We start from the raw sequence: 15,942 nt of genomic DNA, 5'->3' as shown, positions 1-15,942 counted from the left end.
CGTCAGATCGCGAAGTTGGCCAGCGGAAGGTTCTCCAGCACGAGGTCCGCGCGGTCGCGCGTCTGGGAGATGAGGTCGGCGTTGCGCTGGTCCGAGCCGAGCGCGCGCTGCCGGGCCTCGACCAGTGAACGGCCGTAACGGCGGTGGCGCGACACGAGCCGTTCGATCCGCTCGGGCTCGTCCGGCGCGAGGAACCAGGCCTCGGTGAGCAGCGCCCGGATGCCGCTCCACGGGTCGTCCGGCAACAGCAGGTAGTTGCCCTCCGTGATCACCAGCTGGACCTCCGGCGGCACCGCGACGGCCCCGGCGATCGGTTCCTCGATCTCGCGGCGGAACTCCGGCGCGTACACCGTCTCGCGACCTTCGGCGAGCCGGCGGATCAGGTGGTAGTAGCCGGCCGCGTCGAACGTGTCCGGCGCGCCCTTGCGCTCGGTGCGCTCCAGCCGGCGCAGCTCGACCTGCGCGAGGTGGAAGCCGTCCATGCCGACCACGGCGGCGCGCGAGCCGAGCGCGTTGGCCAGCGCCCAGGCCAGCGTGGTCTTGCCGGACGCGGGCGCGCCGATGATGCCGAGCACGTTGCGCTGCCCGCGCACGGTCAGGCCCTCGGCCCGGGCCAGCAGGTCGTCGAACCCCGTCATGTCCTGTTCCTTCCTGCGATCGCGGTCGTCCACGACCGCGGTCCCACATGCCGCACCCGTTCGGCGGCCACCTCGTTGGCGAAGCGAATCCGGTCCGTCACCGTCGGTTCGCGCGTCACGGCCACGGCGAGCGCGCCGTGCCAGACGTCTCCCGCACCTAGTGTGTCTCGCGCTTCCACGTCCGCGACAGGCACCTCACCCGAGCCGCCGTCCGCAGTGGACCACCGCACCGGGCCGGGCCCGGCGGTGGTGATGACGGTGGGGACGCCGCGCTGGTGCAGGTCCGGTTCCGGCGCCCGGAAGTGGGCGGAGCACGCGGCGATGTCGACCAGCGGGAGGAGCGCGTCGAGCACCGGCTTCCAGCTCCCGGCGTCGAGCACGACCGGCACGCCCTCGGCCTTGGCCGCCTTCGCGACGGCCAGCGCGAGGTCCGGGTGGTGGCCGTCGACGAGCACGACGTCGGCGTCGAGCGTGCCGCTCCAGGTGGCGCCGGACCCGGCGGCGTTGCGGGAGACGACAGTCCTCTCGCCGTCGCGCTCGCGGACGGCGACGGCACTGACCGGCGGCGGATCGGACAGCGATGGGTCCAGGTCGACGACCCGCACACCGTGCGCTTCGAGGTCGGCGCGGGCGAGCGCGGCCAGCGGGTGTGCACCGAGGACGGTCAGCAAGGTCGCCTCGGCCCCGAGCGCGGCGGCCGTCACCGCGGCGTTCGTCGCGGGCCCCCCGGCCGCGACGTCCACCTGCAGCGACTGCACCTTCTCGCCCGGTGCCGGAAGCTCGGTGACCCGCTGGACGACGTCCACGGTGCACAAGCCCGCCAGCAGCACTCTCACTTCAAGCCGGCCACGTGGGTCGCGGCTGCCGCCTCTTCGATCTCGCCGTTCTCGTTGAGCCGCAACGCACCCGTGAGCAGGCCGACGACCTGGTTCATCGAGTGCGTCTTCGGCGAGACGACCGCGACGCGCTTGCCGAGTCGGTGCACGTGGATGCGGTCGGCGATGTCGAACACGTGCGGCATGTTGTGGCTGATCAGCACCACCGGCAGGCCGCGGTCGCGGATCCGGCCGATGAGGTCGAGCACCTTGCCGGACTCGGCGACGCCGAGCGCGGCGGTGGGCTCGTCCATGATCACGGCCTTGGTGCCGAACGCGGCCGCGCGGGCCACGGCGACGCCTTGGCGCTGACCACCGGAAAGCGTCTCGACGGGCTGGGAGATCGACTTGATGTTGATGCCCAGCTCGTCGAGGATCCGCTGCGCCTCGGACCGCATGGTCGCGGTGTCGAGCTTCCGGAACAGCCCGAACGGGCCTTTGAGGCGCTTTTCCCGGCCCAGGAACATGTTCGACGCGATGTCGAGCGCGGGCGCGACGGCGAGGTCCTGGTACACCGTCTCGATCCCGTAGTGCCGGGCGTCCAAAGGGGACTTGAAGTGGACGGTCTGACCGTCCACTTTGATCTCCCCCTCATCCGGGATCACCGCCCCGGACAGGGTTTTGATCAGCGACGACTTTCCGGCGCCGTTGTCACCGACGACAGCGAGCACCTCGCCGGGGAGCAGGTCGAAGTCGGCACCGTCGATCGCGGTGACGCGGCCGTAGCGTTTCACCAGGCCACGAGCTTGCAGGATCGGTTCGGTCATGACTGCTGCTGCCTCCTCGCGATCCGGTCCACCACGACGGCGGCGATGAGCAGGGCCCCGGTGGCGAGGTCCTGGTAGTTGCCGTCGACGTTCATCTGCGTCAGCCCGGACCGCAGCACCGCCACGACCAGCGCACCCATCAGCGTCCCGAGCACCGAGCCGCGGCCGCCGAAGAGGCTCGTCCCGCCGAGGACGACGGCGGTGATCGAGTCGAGGTTGCCGAGCTGGAACTGGTTCGGGTCGGCGTTCGGCGTCCGGCCGAGCGCCTGCCAGGCCGCGAGGCCGAAGGCCAGCCCGGCCACGATGTACACCGAGAGGACCGTGCGGTTGACCTTGATGCCGGACAGCCGCGCGGACTCCGGCGCGTTGCCGACCGCGTAGACGTGCTTGCCCCACGCGGTTTTCGTCAGCGCGTACCAGATCCCGAGGTACATCAGCAGCGCCAGCGTCATGCCGTAGGTGATCGGGATGCCGCCGAAGAGGTAGCGCTTGGTGCCAAGCCACTGCAGCAGCCCGTCGGTCACCGGCACGGCCTGGCCGCCGGCGATCAGCTTGGACACCGCGGTGAGCATGGTGAACGTGCCGAGCGTGATGATGAACGCCGGCAGTTTGATCCGGGTGGCGAGCCCGCCGATGAAGATGCCGACGATGACCGTCAGCACGACGCCGGCCAGCAGCGCGACGAAGCCGTTGGTGCCGGCGGCGGCGAGCTTCGCCATGATCAGCGTCGCGACGACCATGGACGCCGCGTTGGACAGGTCGATGCCCGCGATGAGGATGACGAGCGTCTGGCCCAGCGCGAGCGTCCCGACGACCAGGGACTGCTGGACCACCGTGGACAGGTTGTCGAGGTCGAAGAACGTGTCCGTGGCCAGCGAGAACACCACGATCGCGACGATCAGCGCGAGGGCCGGGCCGACCGCGGGAGCGCGGAGGAGGAACTCGCCGAGCGACTCACGTTCCTTTGTGGACGGACGAGCGACGGTTGCGGTGGTCACTTCGCGCCTCCCCAGCAGTTCTGCAGGCCCCACGCGGTGTCGTGGCTTTCGACGCCGGGCAGGGGCTTGTCGGTGATCACCGCGGACCCGGTGTTGACGAAGCCGGTCGGCTTCTTGCCGGTCTTCGCGTACTCGACGGCGGCGAGCACGCCCTGTTCGGCCATCTTCTTGGGGAACTGCATGACGGTCGCGGCGTACTGGCCGTCCTTGACGTTCTGGACGCCTTCGCAGCCGCCGTCGATCGAGCCCATGACGATCTGGCCGGTGAGCCCGCGAGCCTTCAGCGCCGCGTACGCGCCGCGGCCCATCGGCTCGTTCATCGAGTAGACGGCGTTGATGTCGGTGCTGCGCTGGAGCAGGTTCTCCATGCCCTGCTGGGCGAGGCTCTGGTCGCCGTTGGCCGCGGTGTGGCCCTTGATCTCCGGCGAGCCGTCGGTCAGCCCGATGCCCTTGAGGAAGCCGCCGTGGCGCTGGGTGTCGACCGAGCTGCCGGCCGTCCCGTCGACCATGAGCAGCTTGGGCGGGACCCCCTTGAGCGCGGCCTTGACGTAGGCGCCCTGCTGCTCGCCGGCCGCGAAGTTGTCGGTGGCGAAGGTGGCGTCGACGGCGTCGGGCGGTTCGGTGGCGGTGTCGAGGGCGATGACCAGGACCCCGGCGTCGCGGGCGTCCTTGATGGCCTTCAGCACGCCGGTCGAGGAGCTGGGCGTGATCAGGATCGTGTTCACGCCCTGCTGCATGAGGTTCTCGATGGCGCGGACCTGGCCGTCGTTGTCCCCGTCGAACTGGCCGGCGAGGGCGTTGAAGTCGGCGCCGTTGGCCTGCGCGGCCGCTCTGGCGGAGTTGCGCAGTTCGACGAAGTAGGGGTTCGTGTCGGTCTTGGTGACCAGGCCGACCTTCGCTTTGCCACTCCCGCCGGTGTTCGTGCTGCCACCCCAATGGCGTTCGACGGTGCACCCGGTCGTCGCGGCGAGCACGGCGGCCAGTGTGAGTGCGATGAGACTTCGCTGTCTCATGGGTTCCCACCCCTTACGGAAGACACGGTGTGTTCGAGGGCTTGCCGATGGTCGGGAAGGTAGACAGACTGCACCGTGGACGCAAGCGTTTGCGCAAACGCTTGCCGGAAAGGATTGGCATGCCCCAGCCGAGATCATCGCGGCCGACCCAGCGGGACATCGCCGAGCTCGCCGGCGTCTCGATCACGACCGTCTCGCACGTCGTCAACGGGACGCGGGCGGTCGCCGAGGACACCAAGGCGGCCGTCCTGCGGGCGATCGAGACGACCGGCTACACCGGGGACGCGATCGCTCGTTCGCTGGTCACCGGCGGGACGCGGTCGATCGGGATGGCGATCTCACTGGTCGCCAACCCGTACTTCGCGACGCTGATGCAGGCGATCGAGCGGGAGGCGTCGGCGCACGGGTACACCGTGCTGCTGGCCGACACGCACGACACCGCGGGCACGGAGCGTGACACCGTGCGGGCGCTGCGCTCCCGGCGCGTCGACGGCCTGCTCATCACCCCGGCCCCGGGCGACGGCCCGGTGATCGGCGAGCTGGTGTCGCTGGACGTGCCGACGGTGCTGATCGACCGGCTGACCACCCGCGCCGACGTCGACCAGGTGGGCACGGAGAACATCCAGGCGACGTCGGCGCTGACCGCGCACCTGGCGACGCTCGGGCACCGGCGGATCGGGATGATCAGCGGCACGCCTGGGCTGTCGACGAGCGAGGAGCGCGTGCTGGGCTACCGGCTGGGCCTCGGCCGGTCCGGCCTCACGTGGTCGTCCGACCTCGTGGCCTGCGGAAACTCGTCGCACGAAGGCGGCTCGCTGGCGTTGAGCACGCTGCTGGCCCTGCCCGAGCCGCCGACGGCGCTGGTCGTCGGGAACGACAGCATGATGGTCGGGGTGCTGCACGAGGCGCGGCGGCGCGGGCTGAAGATCGGGCGCGACCTGCCGGTGGTGGTCTACGACGACGTCGAGTGGGCGGACCTGGTGGATCCGCCGCTGACGACGATGGCGCAGCCCATCGAGGAGATCGGGCGGCAGGCGGTGCGGCTGCTGCTGGCCCGGATCAACGACCCCACGCGCAAGGCCGAGACGGTCCGGCTGGCACCCACTCTGCGTCACCGTGAGTCGTGCGGCTGCCCGCCGGTTCACTCACATCAGTGATTCTGCGGCCTCGACGCCTCGGCGTGGCCGCTCAGCGGATACCTTTCGGCTGAGCGTCTGCGAGGGCTTATGACCGCACTATCGCCGGAGCTCCGGTTGTGGGACCCCCCGGTCACCTACCGGATCGGCGTCGCGATGGGTACGCACGCGAACCCCTACTCGGGTGAGCTGCTGCGCTCGATCAGGGCAGCCGCGGCGCAGGCGGGCTGCGACGTCACGCTGGCCGACACCGACGACACGGTGAGTGAAGAAGCGGCGCTGGTCCGCGCGCTGCGGGCGGACCTCGTGGACGGCGTGCTGCTGGTGCCCTCGGCCGGCGACGAAGCGGTGATCAACGGCCTGGTCCGGATGGGCGTGCCGACCGTGCTGGTCGATCGCGTCGCCGCCCGCAACGACGTCGACCAGGTGGGCACCGAGAACGTGCACGCGGTGGCGTCCCTGGTGAAGCACCTGACCGAGGGCCGGCACCGCAAGATCGGCTTGATCTCGGGCGACGAGGGCTTGGACATCAGCCGCGAGCGCGTCCGCGGCTATCGGCTGGGCCTGGAGCAGGCGGGGCTGCGCTTCAACCGCGAACTGGTGGAGTGCGGGTTGTCGACGTCGGGTGGAGCGGCCCGCGCGACGGCCAAGCTCCTCGACGGCTGGCCCTCCCCGACCGCCCTGGTGGTGGCGGACGAGTCGATGCTGGTGGGAGTCCAGTACGAGGCGCATCGCCGCGGCATCCGGATCGGCTCGGAGCTGGCGGTGGTCGGCTACGGCGACATGGAGTGGGCGCGCCGGGTGAGCCCGGCGGTGACGACGCTGGCCCAGCCGGTAGCCGACATCGGCCGGCGCGCGGTGCAGCTGGTGCTGTCCCGCATGGCGGATCCGGACCGGCCGCCGGAGACGGTGTCGCTGACGCCCCGGTTCCTGCACGGCGCCTCCTGCGGATGCTGAATCCGGCCTGCCGCGGCTGAGGACGATGGCGGTCATTGGCCGGTTCCGGACGTCGCGGAGTGACTATCTGTCCCAGTACGTCACATAGGGTGCACTTGTTGTTATCGTCGTCGCGCTCCCGGCCGTGGGAGGCGAAAACGGGGGAGTTCCGATGAGTGGGCAGTACATGAGCGGAAGCGTTTATTCGGCTTCCCTTTCGGCGGCACTCAACGATTTCTGGCAGACGCTGGAACGCCGCTGGGTCAAGGACGCCGGGCAGACCCTGCGGGGCGGGACGAGCCAGATCGACGGCGCGCCCTCGCCCGCCCGGTGGCAGGTCCCGCCCGAGTCGCGAGGCCACCTGACGACCTGCCCGATCGTCGCGTGGGCCGTCAACGACGGCACCCAGGCCACCCGCCCGTCCGCCGACGCCTGCGACGGGTGGAGCGTGCCGGACGCGAAACACGTCGAATGCCGGGCGGCCGACGTCTTTTCCCAGGTCGGGGACTGGGCGTGGGCGAAACGGGAACAGCTGGCGACCGGGGTCCCCGATCTCGCGGGCGGGCCGGAGCTCTCGTCCCTCGAGGACGCGCAGAAGAGCCTCCTGAAAGCCGACGGGACGATGCGACCGGAGGGATCGGTCGACGCCTACACCCTGCCCGGCATGGTCGACAAGCTCGCGATCCGGGACGACGGCAACAACAACCGGGCGTGGATGGCCGGGTGGACCGGACTCGCGGCGAACAGCCTCAAAGGCGGCTTCCTTTCGACGGTCGGCCCCACGCTGAAGAACCAGAGCGTTCTCGTGCGGTGGCTGGCCAATTGCTATTCCTTGCGGGCCACGACGATCCACGCCACCCGGAACAACATCCTCCAGCTCATCGCCCAGGCCACCAGCGAGCTTTTCGAAACCGCGCCGGTGCCGGCGAAGGACACTCCGAAGGCGAAGGTGGCGGTGAACGCCGCCAGCCAGGCATGGGGCATCGCCACGACGGTCGCCAAGGCGCTGGGCAAGGAGGCTCCGGGCAGCGTCGGCACGGCGCTGACCCTGATCGGCTTCCTGGTCGACGTCGCGGCGAGCATCGACGAGGCGAAAGTGAACGAAGGGCTTCGGTTCCCCCAGCTGAGCACCTTCTTCGCCCACCTGGATTCCGCTGTCCGCACCCTCCACAGCGATCTGGACGAAGCCGAAGCGGACTACCAGAAGGCCGTCACGGCCGTCGAGCAGCGGATCGCCGGCGTCGACCGCACGGCGCTGGAACTCTACGACTTCACGAAGAGCAGTCCCGACGGCGACGACACCGACCCGTCCGCTTCCGGCCGGTACGCCGTGGACGTCGTGGTGGTCCTGGAGATCTCCCAGCACTGCTACGACGCCGCCACGATCTACTCCGGCCTGCTGAGCGACGTCGCGACCGCCTCCTACTCCGACGGGCAGCTGGTGGGCCGAGGCGCCGTCCCCACCGCGGCGGACACCGCCTTGATCGCGTTGCGCGGCGACGTCGAGACGTTCTTCCAGAAGACGACCGAGCGGTACCTCATGGCGGCCGACCGCATCAAGAAAGCCGCCGAGAAGTACGCGCAGGGTGACGAGGAGCAGAAAGACCGGCTCCACGCCGCGATCGCCGACTGGAAGGAATCCAAGGTGGGCGAATACGGTAAGCGCGGCCAGATCGACCTCGACCCGCGCAAGGACGGCTACCAGAACTGACCCGCCCGCTCACAGCGTCGCGGCGGCCTCCAGCAGCATCCAGCCACCGACCTGGACGGACATGTCCCGCTCCGGCACGTCCTCCGGCAGGGGCAGTCCCGGCGCCGGCCGGTCCCAGAACGCGCTGAACAGCGGACCCTCGGGCGCATCGGTCGCGCCGGACCAGCACGCCTCGGCCGACGTCAGCACCAGCGACCGCGCCACCTCGGCCTCCGGGCCGGGGAGAGCGTGCGCCGCCAAGGCCAGGTACCGCGCCAGGATCGCCGCGAACAGACCGCCGTCGCCGCCGCTCTGGCCGCGGAGCACTCCACCCGGGGCGCAGTGCTCCGCCACCGCGCGCACCGTCCGGGCCGCATTGTCCATTTCGGACAACTCCAGGCACGCGCCGAGGTAGACCCCTTGGCAGTACGTGTAGATGTGCTTCACCAGCTCGCCCGTGTCCGCCCGGATCCCGTCCCAGACCAAGCCGGTCACGGGATCGACCAAAGTGGACGTGAGCCAGTTCGTCATCTCGCGGGCGCGCGTGCGGTTCCCCGACCGGGCGTGGAAGATCGCCGCCGGGCCGTTGGCCGGGGCGTTCTTGAAGTCGTCGCCCCGGCGCCACCAGATTCCGCCGCCCGCCGCCGGCGTCCAGCCCGAAAGCAGCTGTGAGTCGATCGCCGCGACCGCCGGGCCGACGTCGATCCCCAGCGACGAAACCCGTTGCAGCGCAAGGCCGAGCCACGCGATGTCGTCGTAGTACTCGTTCGTCCACCGGCCGAAGTTGCGCAGCCGCACCGAACTCACGAAGGACCGGATCGAAGCCAGCCGCGCGGGCGTGGGCGAACGCAGCTGAGCGTCGACCAGCGTGTCCAGCAAATGGGCCTGCCACCAGTAGTTCCAATGCCAGTGCAGCCGCTGGTCGAGCGACGCCGGCCAGCGGCTGCGGCCCAGCACCGTCGACGGCAGCCCCCACACCCGCCGCAGGTGCCGGGCAGTCACCGCGCGTTCGGCGGCCGAGACGTCCATGACGCAATCCTGCCTTGCCCATCGACATACCGCTCGGTATGTTGAAGGACCCCGACGGCCTGCGAGGTACTCATGACCACGGCACACGTCACCTGTCCGCTGTGCGAGGCGACCTGCGGGCTCGAGGTCACGCTCGACGAAAACCAGCAGGTCACGCGCGTGCGAGGCGACGAGCACGACGTCTTCTCGAAGGGCTACATCTGCCCGAAGGGCGCGTCGCTCGGCGCGCTGCACCACGACCCCGACCGGCTGACCGCGCCGCTGCTCAAGCGCGACGGCGAGTTCGTCGAGGTCAGCTGGCAGGAGGCCTACGACGAGATCGACCGGCGCCTGCCGCCGATCCTCGAGGAGCACGGCCGGGACGCCGTCGCCGTGTACGCGGGCAACCCCGGCGTGCACAACATCGCGCTGACGCTCTACAGCCGCGTGCTCTACAAAGCCTTGGGCACCAAGAACTTCTACAGCGCGACGTCGGTCGACCAGATGCCGAAGCACTATTCCTCCGGCACCCTGTTCGGCGACCCGCTCGCCATCCCCGTGCCCGATCTCGACCGCACGCGGCACCTGCTGATCCTCGGCGCCAACCCGCTCGTCTCGAACGGCAGCCTGATGACCGCGCCGGACATCCGCGGGCGGCTGCGCGGGATCCGCGAGCGCGGCGGCAAGATCGTCGTCGTCGACCCGCGCCGCACGCGCACCGCGCAGTTCGCCGACGAGCACCACGCCATCCGGCCCGGCACCGACGCGCTGCTGCTGTTCGCGCTGGTCAACGTCCTGTTCGCGGAGAACCGCGTGCGGCTTGGCAGGCTCGAAACCCACCTCAACGGTCTCGACGACGTCCGCGAGCTGGCTCAGCCCTTCACTCCCGAGGCCGTCGCCCCGCGGACCGGGATCGACGCCGCCGAGATCCGCCGGATGGCCCTCGAGCTGGCCACCGAAAACGCCGTGGTCTACGGCCGGATCGGCACCACGACGCAGACGTTCGGCACGGTCGCGAGCTGGCTGGTCGACGTCCTCAACGTGCTCACCGGCAACCTCGACGAGCCGGGCGGCGCGATGTTCCCGCTCGCCGCGTGCCAGCCGACCGGCAACCGGCGGCCGTTCGCCGTCGGACGCTGGCACAGCCGCGTGCGCGGCTACCCCGAGGTCGTCGGCGAGCTGCCGGTCGCGACGCTCGCCGACGAGATCGAAACCCCGGGCGACGGCCAGGTCCGCGCGCTGATCACGGTCAGCGGCAACCCCTGCCTGAGCACGCCGAACGCCGGGCGCCTGAGCGAAGCCCTGAGGCAGCTCGACTTCATGATCTCCGTCGACGTCTACCTGAACGAGACGTCGCGCCAGGCCGACGTCATCCTGCCCGGGCCGTCGCCGCTCGAACGGCCGCACTTCGACCTGGCCTTCTACCAGCTCTCGGTGCGCAACGTCGCCAACTGGACGCCGGCGACGTTGCCGTCGAAGCTGCCGCAGGAGTGGGAGACGATGCTGCGGCTCACCGGCATCGTCACCGGTCAGGGCCCCGAAGCGGACGTCGCGGCGCTCGACGACTTCGTCGCCGGCGAGACCGCGCGCCGGAACAAGCTGGAGATCACCGGGGACCGCACCGGCCCGGCCCGGCTGGTCGACCTGCTGCTGCGCGCCGGCCCTTACGACGTCACGCTCGCGGACCTCGAAGCCGCGCCGCACGGGATGGACTTCGGGCCGCTGAAGCCGCGGATCCCCGAGGTGCTGTGCACCGCGTCCGGCCGGATCGAGCTGGCGTCGGAGACGATCGCCGCCGACGTCCCGCGGCTGCGCGCCGAGCTGGACCGCCCGCTCGACGAGGGTCTCGTGCTGATCGGCCGGCGGCACCTGAGCTCGAACAACTCGTGGATGCACAACCTGAAACCCCTGGTCCGCGGCGGAAACCGCTGTACGGTCCTGGTGCACCCGGCCGACGCGACGCGCCTGGGCCTCACCGACGGCTCGCTGGCGTCGGTGACCTCGCGCGCCGGAAAGCTGGAGGTGCCGGTGGAGGTGACGGACGAGATCCGCCAGGGCGTGGTGAGCATCCCGCACGGCTGGGGCCACGACGCCGACGGCTCACGCACCCGCGTGGCGCAGGCGAACCCCGGCGTCAACTCGAACCTGGTCACCGACGAGACGCTGCTCGACGTGCCGTCGGGGACTTCGGTGCTGAACGGGATCCCGGTGGAGGTCGCGCCGGCGTAGCTACCAGGCCGTCGACAGATCGGCGTGCTGCCGGACCCACGCGTGCATGACGATCCCGGCCGCGACGCCCGCGTTGATCGAGCGCGTCGTCCCGAACTGGGCGATCGACACCACCAGGGACGCCGCTTCCTGCGTGCCCGTGGACAGGCCCGGTCCTTCCTGGCCGAACACCAGCACGCACTCACGCGGCAGCGACGCCGTCTCCACCGGCTCGGACCCCGGCGTGTTGTCGACCGCGACGACCGCCAGCCCGTGCTCGTCAGCGAACGAAGTCAGCCCGGAGACGTCGTCGTGGTGGCGGAGGTGCTGGTAGCGGTCCGTCACCATCGCGCCGCGGCGGTTCCAGCGGCGGCGGCCGACGATGTGGACCTCCGCCGCCGCGAACGCGTTCGCCGTGCGGACCACCGTGCCGATGTTGTGGTCGTGCTGGAAGTTCTCGATCGCGACGTGGAACGGGTGCCGTCGGCGGTCCACATCGGACACGATCGCCTCGCGGCGCCAGTAGCGGTACGCGTCGACGACGTTGCGGCGGTCGCCGTCGCGCAGCAGGTCCGGGTCGTACCGCTCGTCCGCCGGCCAGGCACCCGGCCACGGGCCGACGCCGACCTCTTCGCGGCTGACCCACTCGGTGGGTCCGGCGTCGGGGGAGGTGCTCACCCCCCGATTGTCGCCTAGCCCAGACGCACCCGGTGCGTCCGGGCGTCCTCGCTGTGGTCGCGGTGGCGCCAGCGGTGGTAGACGCCGACGTAGGAGTAGACGACCACCGCGATCGCGACGACGCCGATCGCCGGCAACCACGACTGGGGGAACACCGTGCCGTACAGGTAGTAGGCGTTGAACCCGCCGGGCAGGTCACCGAGGCCCTGCTGGTGGCGGAAGTAGTTCTCCAGCGCGGTGAACGGGCACGGCACCGGCGCGACGTTGACCAGGATGCCCCAGGCGACGGCGAACATGTGGACGAAGATCAGCTTCGGCCAGCGCCAGGCGATGAATCCGCCGAAACCGATGAGAAGCAAGGCCAAGAGGTGTACTGCGACAGTAACTTCCGCCAAGAACTTCGCCACCACACGCCCCCTTCACCGAACCCCCTACCAGCGACTTTACTCCGCTGATCCAGTTCGGCTGCCCCTAAGAATGCCCAGGCGTGTGATGTTTAACCCACCGGAGCAACCCGTTCACCCCGGCGGTGACGGAGGAGTTACACCCGGTGGGAATTCCGGTGGGCGTTTTGCCGGGTACTTCGTCGGCTCCTCGTGCGGGTACTGCTCGGGCGGCTTCTTCCACGGCGGCTGGTGCCCGGGCCGCTCCGGCTGCTCGTCGGGCTTCGCCGGCTCGTCCATGCCCTCGACGGTACGCCGGGCGGGGTCAGCGCACCCGCTCGCTCGGCGCGGGCTCCTCGTCGCCGGGCAGGTGGACGTCGCTGACGTTGATGTTCACCTCGACGACCTGCAGCCCGGTCATCCCTTCGATCGAGGTGATGACGTTGCGGCGCACGGACCGCGCGAGGTCGGCGATGGCGACGCCGTACTCGACCAGGATCTGCAGGTCGACGGCCGCCTGCTTCTCACCGACCTCGACGGCGACGCCCTGGCCGGCGCTGGCCGACGCGCCCGGGATGCGGTCACGCAGGGCCCCGAACGCCCGCGCCGCGCCGCCCCCGAGGTCGTGCACGCCGCTGACCTCGCGCGCGGCGAGCCCGGCGATCTTCTGCACCACGGTGTCGGCGATCGTGGTCGTGCCCTGCTTGGTGACGAGGGCGGCAGTTTTAGAAGTCTCAGCAGTCTTCTCGGCCGTCACGGTCATGGAGATCCTCCCTGAATGTCCTGAGCCCCAAGGCTTTTCGTAGCTAAGGACCCGCGGGACGGGAGAGGCTCACTGTGACGTGGGTCTCGCGAACGCCGCGCCGTCGAGGTCGGTGACGACCAGCCGCAGCCGCGCGTTCTCCCACTCCGTCCCCACCAGCACGGGACGCACCACCGCCGCGGCCAGGTCCAGCAACGGCGGGATCGGCAGCCGCGTCGCGATCAGGCGGATCTGGACGACCTCCGGCGACAGGTCGACCGCCTGCCCGGCCCAGTCCACCGGCAGCCACGTCGTCCCGGGGGAAACCGGGGTGGCCGGGCGGAGGCCGTCCACCGCTGCGAGGGCGCCGACGATCTTCTCGACGGCTTCGGTCCCGGTCACCGGTCCTCGATGTCCATGATGGACACCGAAACCTCGTCGACGACCAGGCCGGTCTGCTCGGTCACGAACCGCGCGACCGCGCGCTGCACCGCCCGGCCCACCGCCGCGGCCTGGTCGGCCGACGCTGTGACCAGGTCGATCTCGACGGTCACCCGGCCGTCGGTCGTGCGGACCCGGACGCCGTCCGCCGGCGCCGGGTCGAGGCCCTTCCAGCGCTGGCGGGCGGCCCGCGTCCACGCCGTCACCAGGCCACGCAGGCCCGGTTCGAGCCGCACCACACCCGCCGTGCCGATCGCCGCCCGCGCCGCCACACTGGCGATCACCGGATCGGCGATGACGTAGTCCACGCTCATTCCCCTGGCTCCCCGACGGTGTCTTCCGCGACTGTGTCTTCCCCGGCAGCGTCTTCCTCGAAGATGTCGTCCACCAGCAGGTCGAGCTTCGCCAGCGTCAGGCCCACCCGGGCCGCGGCCGCCGCGGTCACCCGCTCCCGCACCAGCGCCAACGCTTCACCGCCGGTAGCGTTCCGGACACTCACCGCGAGGGTGAGTTCCACTTCGACGAGGCCGTCCGCGCCCGTCCGCAGCCTGCAGCGGCGCGCCCGGACGCCGTCGACCGTGTCCGCCGCGTACCGCAGCACGGCCGCGACAGCCTGTTCGCTGATCTCGACGATCCCGGGTTCCGGGGTCGGCAGCGCCACCATCGAGCCGCGCCGCACCTCGGCCCGCACCGCCGACATGATCCGGCCGAACAAGGCCGGCGGCACGTCGTCCTCGGCCACCAGTTCCGCGGTGGCTTCGCGCAGGGCCAGCAGGCTTTCGCGCGCGGCCCGGCAGTGCGGGCAGGTCAGTTCGTGTTCGTCGGCCAGTCCGGCGCCGACCGCGTCGAGCCGTTCCCACACCTGCTCGACGTCGCGTTCGCAGGGCAGCTCGTAGTCCGTCATCGCCATGGCTTCATCACCTCCGCCAGCTGGGCCCGGGCCCGCGCGATCCGGCCGCGGACCGCGGTCGCGTTCGCGCCGACGACTTCGCCGATCTCGTCGTAGGACCGGCCGTGCACTTCGCGCAGCAGCCAGCACGCTCGCTGTTCCGGCGTCAGCTGCGCCAGGGCCGCGTTCAACGCCGCGAGCTGGCCGCTGACCTGGGCGGCCCGCTCCGGCTGGAGGTCGGCCCGCGGCGACTCGGCGGTGTCCAGGTCGACGTCCGCCTGCGGCCTGCGCGCGCGGATCGCGTTGAGACAGCGGTTCGTGGTGGCCCGGTAGAGCCAGCCGACGAACGCCGCGTCCTCGCCGAGCTGGTCGAGCTTGCGCCAGGCGTTGAGGAACACCTCCTGCACGACGTCCTCGGCGTCACCGCGGTGCGCGAGCATCTTCACGGCGAGCCGGAACATCGGCCCCTGGTAACGCAGCACGAGCTGCTCGTACGCCCGGACGTCACCGTCTCGCGCGCGGCCGACGAGGGTCGCGTCATCGAGCGGCGTACCGGGTTCCGCGCTGGTCGTCACGGCACCTCCTCGGAAGGAGGACACGGGCGCGCGGGAAACGTCACGGCCTGATTGTGGGTGACGGGCGTCACCGGGGCGAGTCCGTGACGATCACGCGCCTCGGTGGTCTTCACGGCACCAGGGCGCCCGCCGGGGCGCCACCGGACCGGGAGGTACCCCATGTCGCTGGGCGACAAGATCAGCAACAAAGCCGAGGAGCTGAGCGGCAAGGCCAAGGAGACGGCCGGGTCGGCCACCGGCGACGAGCAGCTGCGGGCCGAAGGTCAGGCCGACCAGGCGAAGGCCGGGCTGAAGGGCGCGGTCGAGAACGTCAAGGACGCCGCCAAGGACCTGTTCAAGAAGTGAACCCGGGGCCGGGGACCGCGACGGCGGTCCCCGGCCGGCCGGTCAGTCCAGGCCGAGGTCGTCCTTGCCGAGGACGTAGCGGTACTCCAGGCCTTCCTTCTCGATGGCCTCTCGCGCCCCGGTGTCGCGGTCGACCACCGTCACCACGCCGATCACGTTCGCACCCGCTTCACGCAGGGCCGCGACCGCCTCGAGCACACTGCCGCCGGTCGTGGACGTGTCCTCCACCGCCAGCACGCGCTGCCCCCGGACCTCCATGCCCTCGATGCGCCGCTGCATGCCGTGTTCCTTGACCGACTTCCGGACGACGAACGCGTCGAGCACGACCCCGTCGGTGGCCGCGGAGTGCAGCATCGCCAGCGCGACCGGGTCGGCGCCGAGCGTCAGCCCGCCCGCGGCGACGTAGTCCCAGTCCGAGGTGAGCTGGCGCAGCAGCTTGCCGATCAGCGGCGCGGCCGCGTGGTGCAGCGTCGCGCGCCGGAGGTCGATGTAGTAGTCGGCTTCCTTGCCGGACGCCAGGGTCACTTTTCCGTGCACCACGGAAAGATCGGTGACCAGCCTGGCCAGTTCGAGTTTCGCCGCTTGATCCAACCCGGGGTACGCCACGGCCGAGAGTCTTA

At 70.8% G+C, this 15,942-nt stretch carries 20 protein-coding genes; 5 read left to right on the top strand and 15 right to left on the bottom strand.

Annotated elements, in window-relative coordinates; all coding sequences use genetic code 11:
• Positions 1-2: 2 nt before the first annotated feature.
• The 5 genes from AB0C38_RS03440 to AB0C38_RS03420 are packed head-to-tail and all read right to left on the bottom strand — an operon-like array spanning position 3 to position 4,291.
• Complete coding sequence (locus AB0C38_RS03440) at positions 3-638, bottom strand: nucleoside/nucleotide kinase family protein (RefSeq protein ID WP_360665775.1); 636 nt, start codon at positions 636-638, stop codon at positions 3-5.
• A complete protein-coding gene (locus AB0C38_RS03435; RefSeq protein ID WP_360667462.1) occupies positions 635-1,468 on the bottom strand; it encodes a PfkB family carbohydrate kinase in 834 nt (277 codons plus the stop codon). The genes AB0C38_RS03440 and AB0C38_RS03435 overlap by 4 nt, the downstream gene beginning before the upstream one ends.
• A gap of 2 nt (positions 1,469-1,470) precedes the next feature.
• Positions 1,471-2,280: an ATP-binding cassette domain-containing protein gene (locus AB0C38_RS03430; RefSeq protein ID WP_360665773.1), complete on the bottom strand. Its 810-nt coding sequence runs from the start codon at positions 2,278-2,280 to the stop codon at positions 1,471-1,473.
• Positions 2,277-3,278 carry an ABC transporter permease gene (locus tag AB0C38_RS03425; RefSeq protein WP_360665770.1) on the bottom strand — a complete coding sequence of 334 codons (1,002 nt, stop codon included), beginning with the start codon at positions 3,276-3,278 and terminating at the stop codon, positions 2,277-2,279. The genes AB0C38_RS03430 and AB0C38_RS03425 overlap by 4 nt, the downstream gene beginning before the upstream one ends.
• Positions 3,275-4,291, bottom strand: a complete 1,017-nt coding sequence (locus AB0C38_RS03420) for a substrate-binding domain-containing protein (RefSeq protein WP_360665767.1) — start codon at positions 4,289-4,291, stop codon at positions 3,275-3,277. Before AB0C38_RS03420 ends, AB0C38_RS03425 begins: the two co-directional genes overlap by 4 nt.
• Positions 4,292-4,410: 119 nt before the next feature.
• On the opposite strand from AB0C38_RS03420, the gene AB0C38_RS03415 reads away from it, so the two are divergent.
• The 3 genes from AB0C38_RS03415 to AB0C38_RS03405 all read left to right on the top strand — a co-directional run bounded on the left by AB0C38_RS03415 (position 4,411) and on the right by AB0C38_RS03405 (position 8,074).
• Positions 4,411-5,448, top strand: coding sequence for a LacI family DNA-binding transcriptional regulator (locus AB0C38_RS03415; RefSeq protein ID WP_360665765.1), 1,038 nt, complete (start codon positions 4,411-4,413; stop codon positions 5,446-5,448).
• Positions 5,449-5,517: 69 nt separating this feature from the next.
• The gene (locus AB0C38_RS03410) at positions 5,518-6,384 is read left to right on the top strand and encodes a substrate-binding domain-containing protein (protein ID WP_360665762.1); all 867 of its coding nucleotides are present in this window, start codon (positions 5,518-5,520) and stop codon (positions 6,382-6,384) included.
• A gap of 151 nt (positions 6,385-6,535) precedes the next feature.
• The gene (locus tag AB0C38_RS03405; RefSeq protein WP_360665759.1) at positions 6,536-8,074 is read left to right on the top strand and encodes a hypothetical protein; all 1,539 of its coding nucleotides are present in this window, start codon (positions 6,536-6,538) and stop codon (positions 8,072-8,074) included.
• A 9-nt stretch (positions 8,075-8,083) separates the two neighbouring features.
• Here AB0C38_RS03405 and AB0C38_RS03400 read toward each other — a convergent pair whose 3' ends face one another.
• A complete protein-coding gene (locus AB0C38_RS03400; protein ID WP_360665756.1) occupies positions 8,084-9,082 on the bottom strand; it encodes a glycoside hydrolase family 76 protein in 999 nt (332 codons plus the stop codon).
• Between the two features lie 72 nt (positions 9,083-9,154).
• Between AB0C38_RS03400 and AB0C38_RS03395 the strand changes: the two genes are divergently transcribed.
• The gene (locus AB0C38_RS03395) at positions 9,155-11,290 is read left to right on the top strand and encodes a molybdopterin oxidoreductase family protein (protein ID WP_360665753.1); all 2,136 of its coding nucleotides are present in this window, start codon (positions 9,155-9,157) and stop codon (positions 11,288-11,290) included.
• Here AB0C38_RS03395 and AB0C38_RS03390 read toward each other — a convergent pair whose 3' ends face one another.
• The 8 genes from AB0C38_RS03390 to AB0C38_RS03355 form a co-directional block, all read right to left on the bottom strand.
• Positions 11,291-11,947 carry an RNA methyltransferase gene (locus AB0C38_RS03390; protein ID WP_360665750.1) on the bottom strand — a complete coding sequence of 219 codons (657 nt, stop codon included), beginning with the start codon at positions 11,945-11,947 and terminating at the stop codon, positions 11,291-11,293. It lies immediately after the preceding gene.
• A gap of 14 nt (positions 11,948-11,961) precedes the next feature.
• Entirely contained in the window at positions 11,962-12,354 is a 393-nt protein-coding gene (locus AB0C38_RS03385; protein WP_360665748.1) for a DUF2784 domain-containing protein, read from the bottom strand.
• A gap of 111 nt (positions 12,355-12,465) precedes the next feature.
• A complete protein-coding gene (locus AB0C38_RS03380; protein WP_360665745.1) occupies positions 12,466-12,630 on the bottom strand; it encodes a hypothetical protein in 165 nt (54 codons plus the stop codon).
• Positions 12,631-12,655: 25 nt separating this feature from the next.
• The gene (locus AB0C38_RS03375) at positions 12,656-13,093 is read right to left on the bottom strand and encodes an Asp23/Gls24 family envelope stress response protein (protein WP_360665742.1); all 438 of its coding nucleotides are present in this window, start codon (positions 13,091-13,093) and stop codon (positions 12,656-12,658) included.
• Between the two features lie 69 nt (positions 13,094-13,162).
• A complete protein-coding gene (locus tag AB0C38_RS03370) occupies positions 13,163-13,474 on the bottom strand; it encodes a hypothetical protein (protein ID WP_360665739.1) in 312 nt (103 codons plus the stop codon).
• On the bottom strand, positions 13,471-13,827 hold the full coding sequence (locus tag AB0C38_RS03365; protein WP_360665737.1) for an Asp23/Gls24 family envelope stress response protein: 357 nt from the start codon (positions 13,825-13,827) through the stop codon (positions 13,471-13,473). The genes AB0C38_RS03370 and AB0C38_RS03365 overlap by 4 nt, the downstream gene beginning before the upstream one ends.
• On the bottom strand, positions 13,824-14,423 hold the full coding sequence (locus AB0C38_RS03360; RefSeq protein ID WP_360665734.1) for an Asp23/Gls24 family envelope stress response protein: 600 nt from the start codon (positions 14,421-14,423) through the stop codon (positions 13,824-13,826). The genes AB0C38_RS03365 and AB0C38_RS03360 overlap by 4 nt, the downstream gene beginning before the upstream one ends.
• Positions 14,414-14,977 carry an RNA polymerase sigma factor gene (locus AB0C38_RS03355; protein WP_360665731.1) on the bottom strand — a complete coding sequence of 188 codons (564 nt, stop codon included), beginning with the start codon at positions 14,975-14,977 and terminating at the stop codon, positions 14,414-14,416. Before AB0C38_RS03355 ends, AB0C38_RS03360 begins: the two co-directional genes overlap by 10 nt.
• Positions 14,978-15,136: 159 nt before the next feature.
• Here AB0C38_RS03355 and AB0C38_RS03350 point away from each other — a divergent pair, with 159 nt between their 5' ends.
• Positions 15,137-15,322, top strand: a complete 186-nt coding sequence (locus tag AB0C38_RS03350; RefSeq protein ID WP_360665728.1) for a CsbD family protein — start codon at positions 15,137-15,139, stop codon at positions 15,320-15,322.
• Positions 15,323-15,364: 42 nt separating this feature from the next.
• On the opposite strand, the gene pyrE is transcribed toward AB0C38_RS03350, so the two are convergent.
• Complete coding sequence (pyrE, locus tag AB0C38_RS03345) at positions 15,365-15,928, bottom strand: orotate phosphoribosyltransferase (RefSeq protein ID WP_360665725.1); 564 nt, start codon at positions 15,926-15,928, stop codon at positions 15,365-15,367.
• Between the last annotated feature and the right edge of the window lie 14 nt (positions 15,929-15,942).

This window comes from Amycolatopsis sp. NPDC048633 (assembly GCF_040650695.1).
In the GTDB taxonomy this organism is placed as follows: domain Bacteria; phylum Actinomycetota; class Actinomycetes; order Mycobacteriales; family Pseudonocardiaceae; genus Amycolatopsis.
This window is presented reverse-complemented; position numbering and strand designations above follow the sequence as displayed.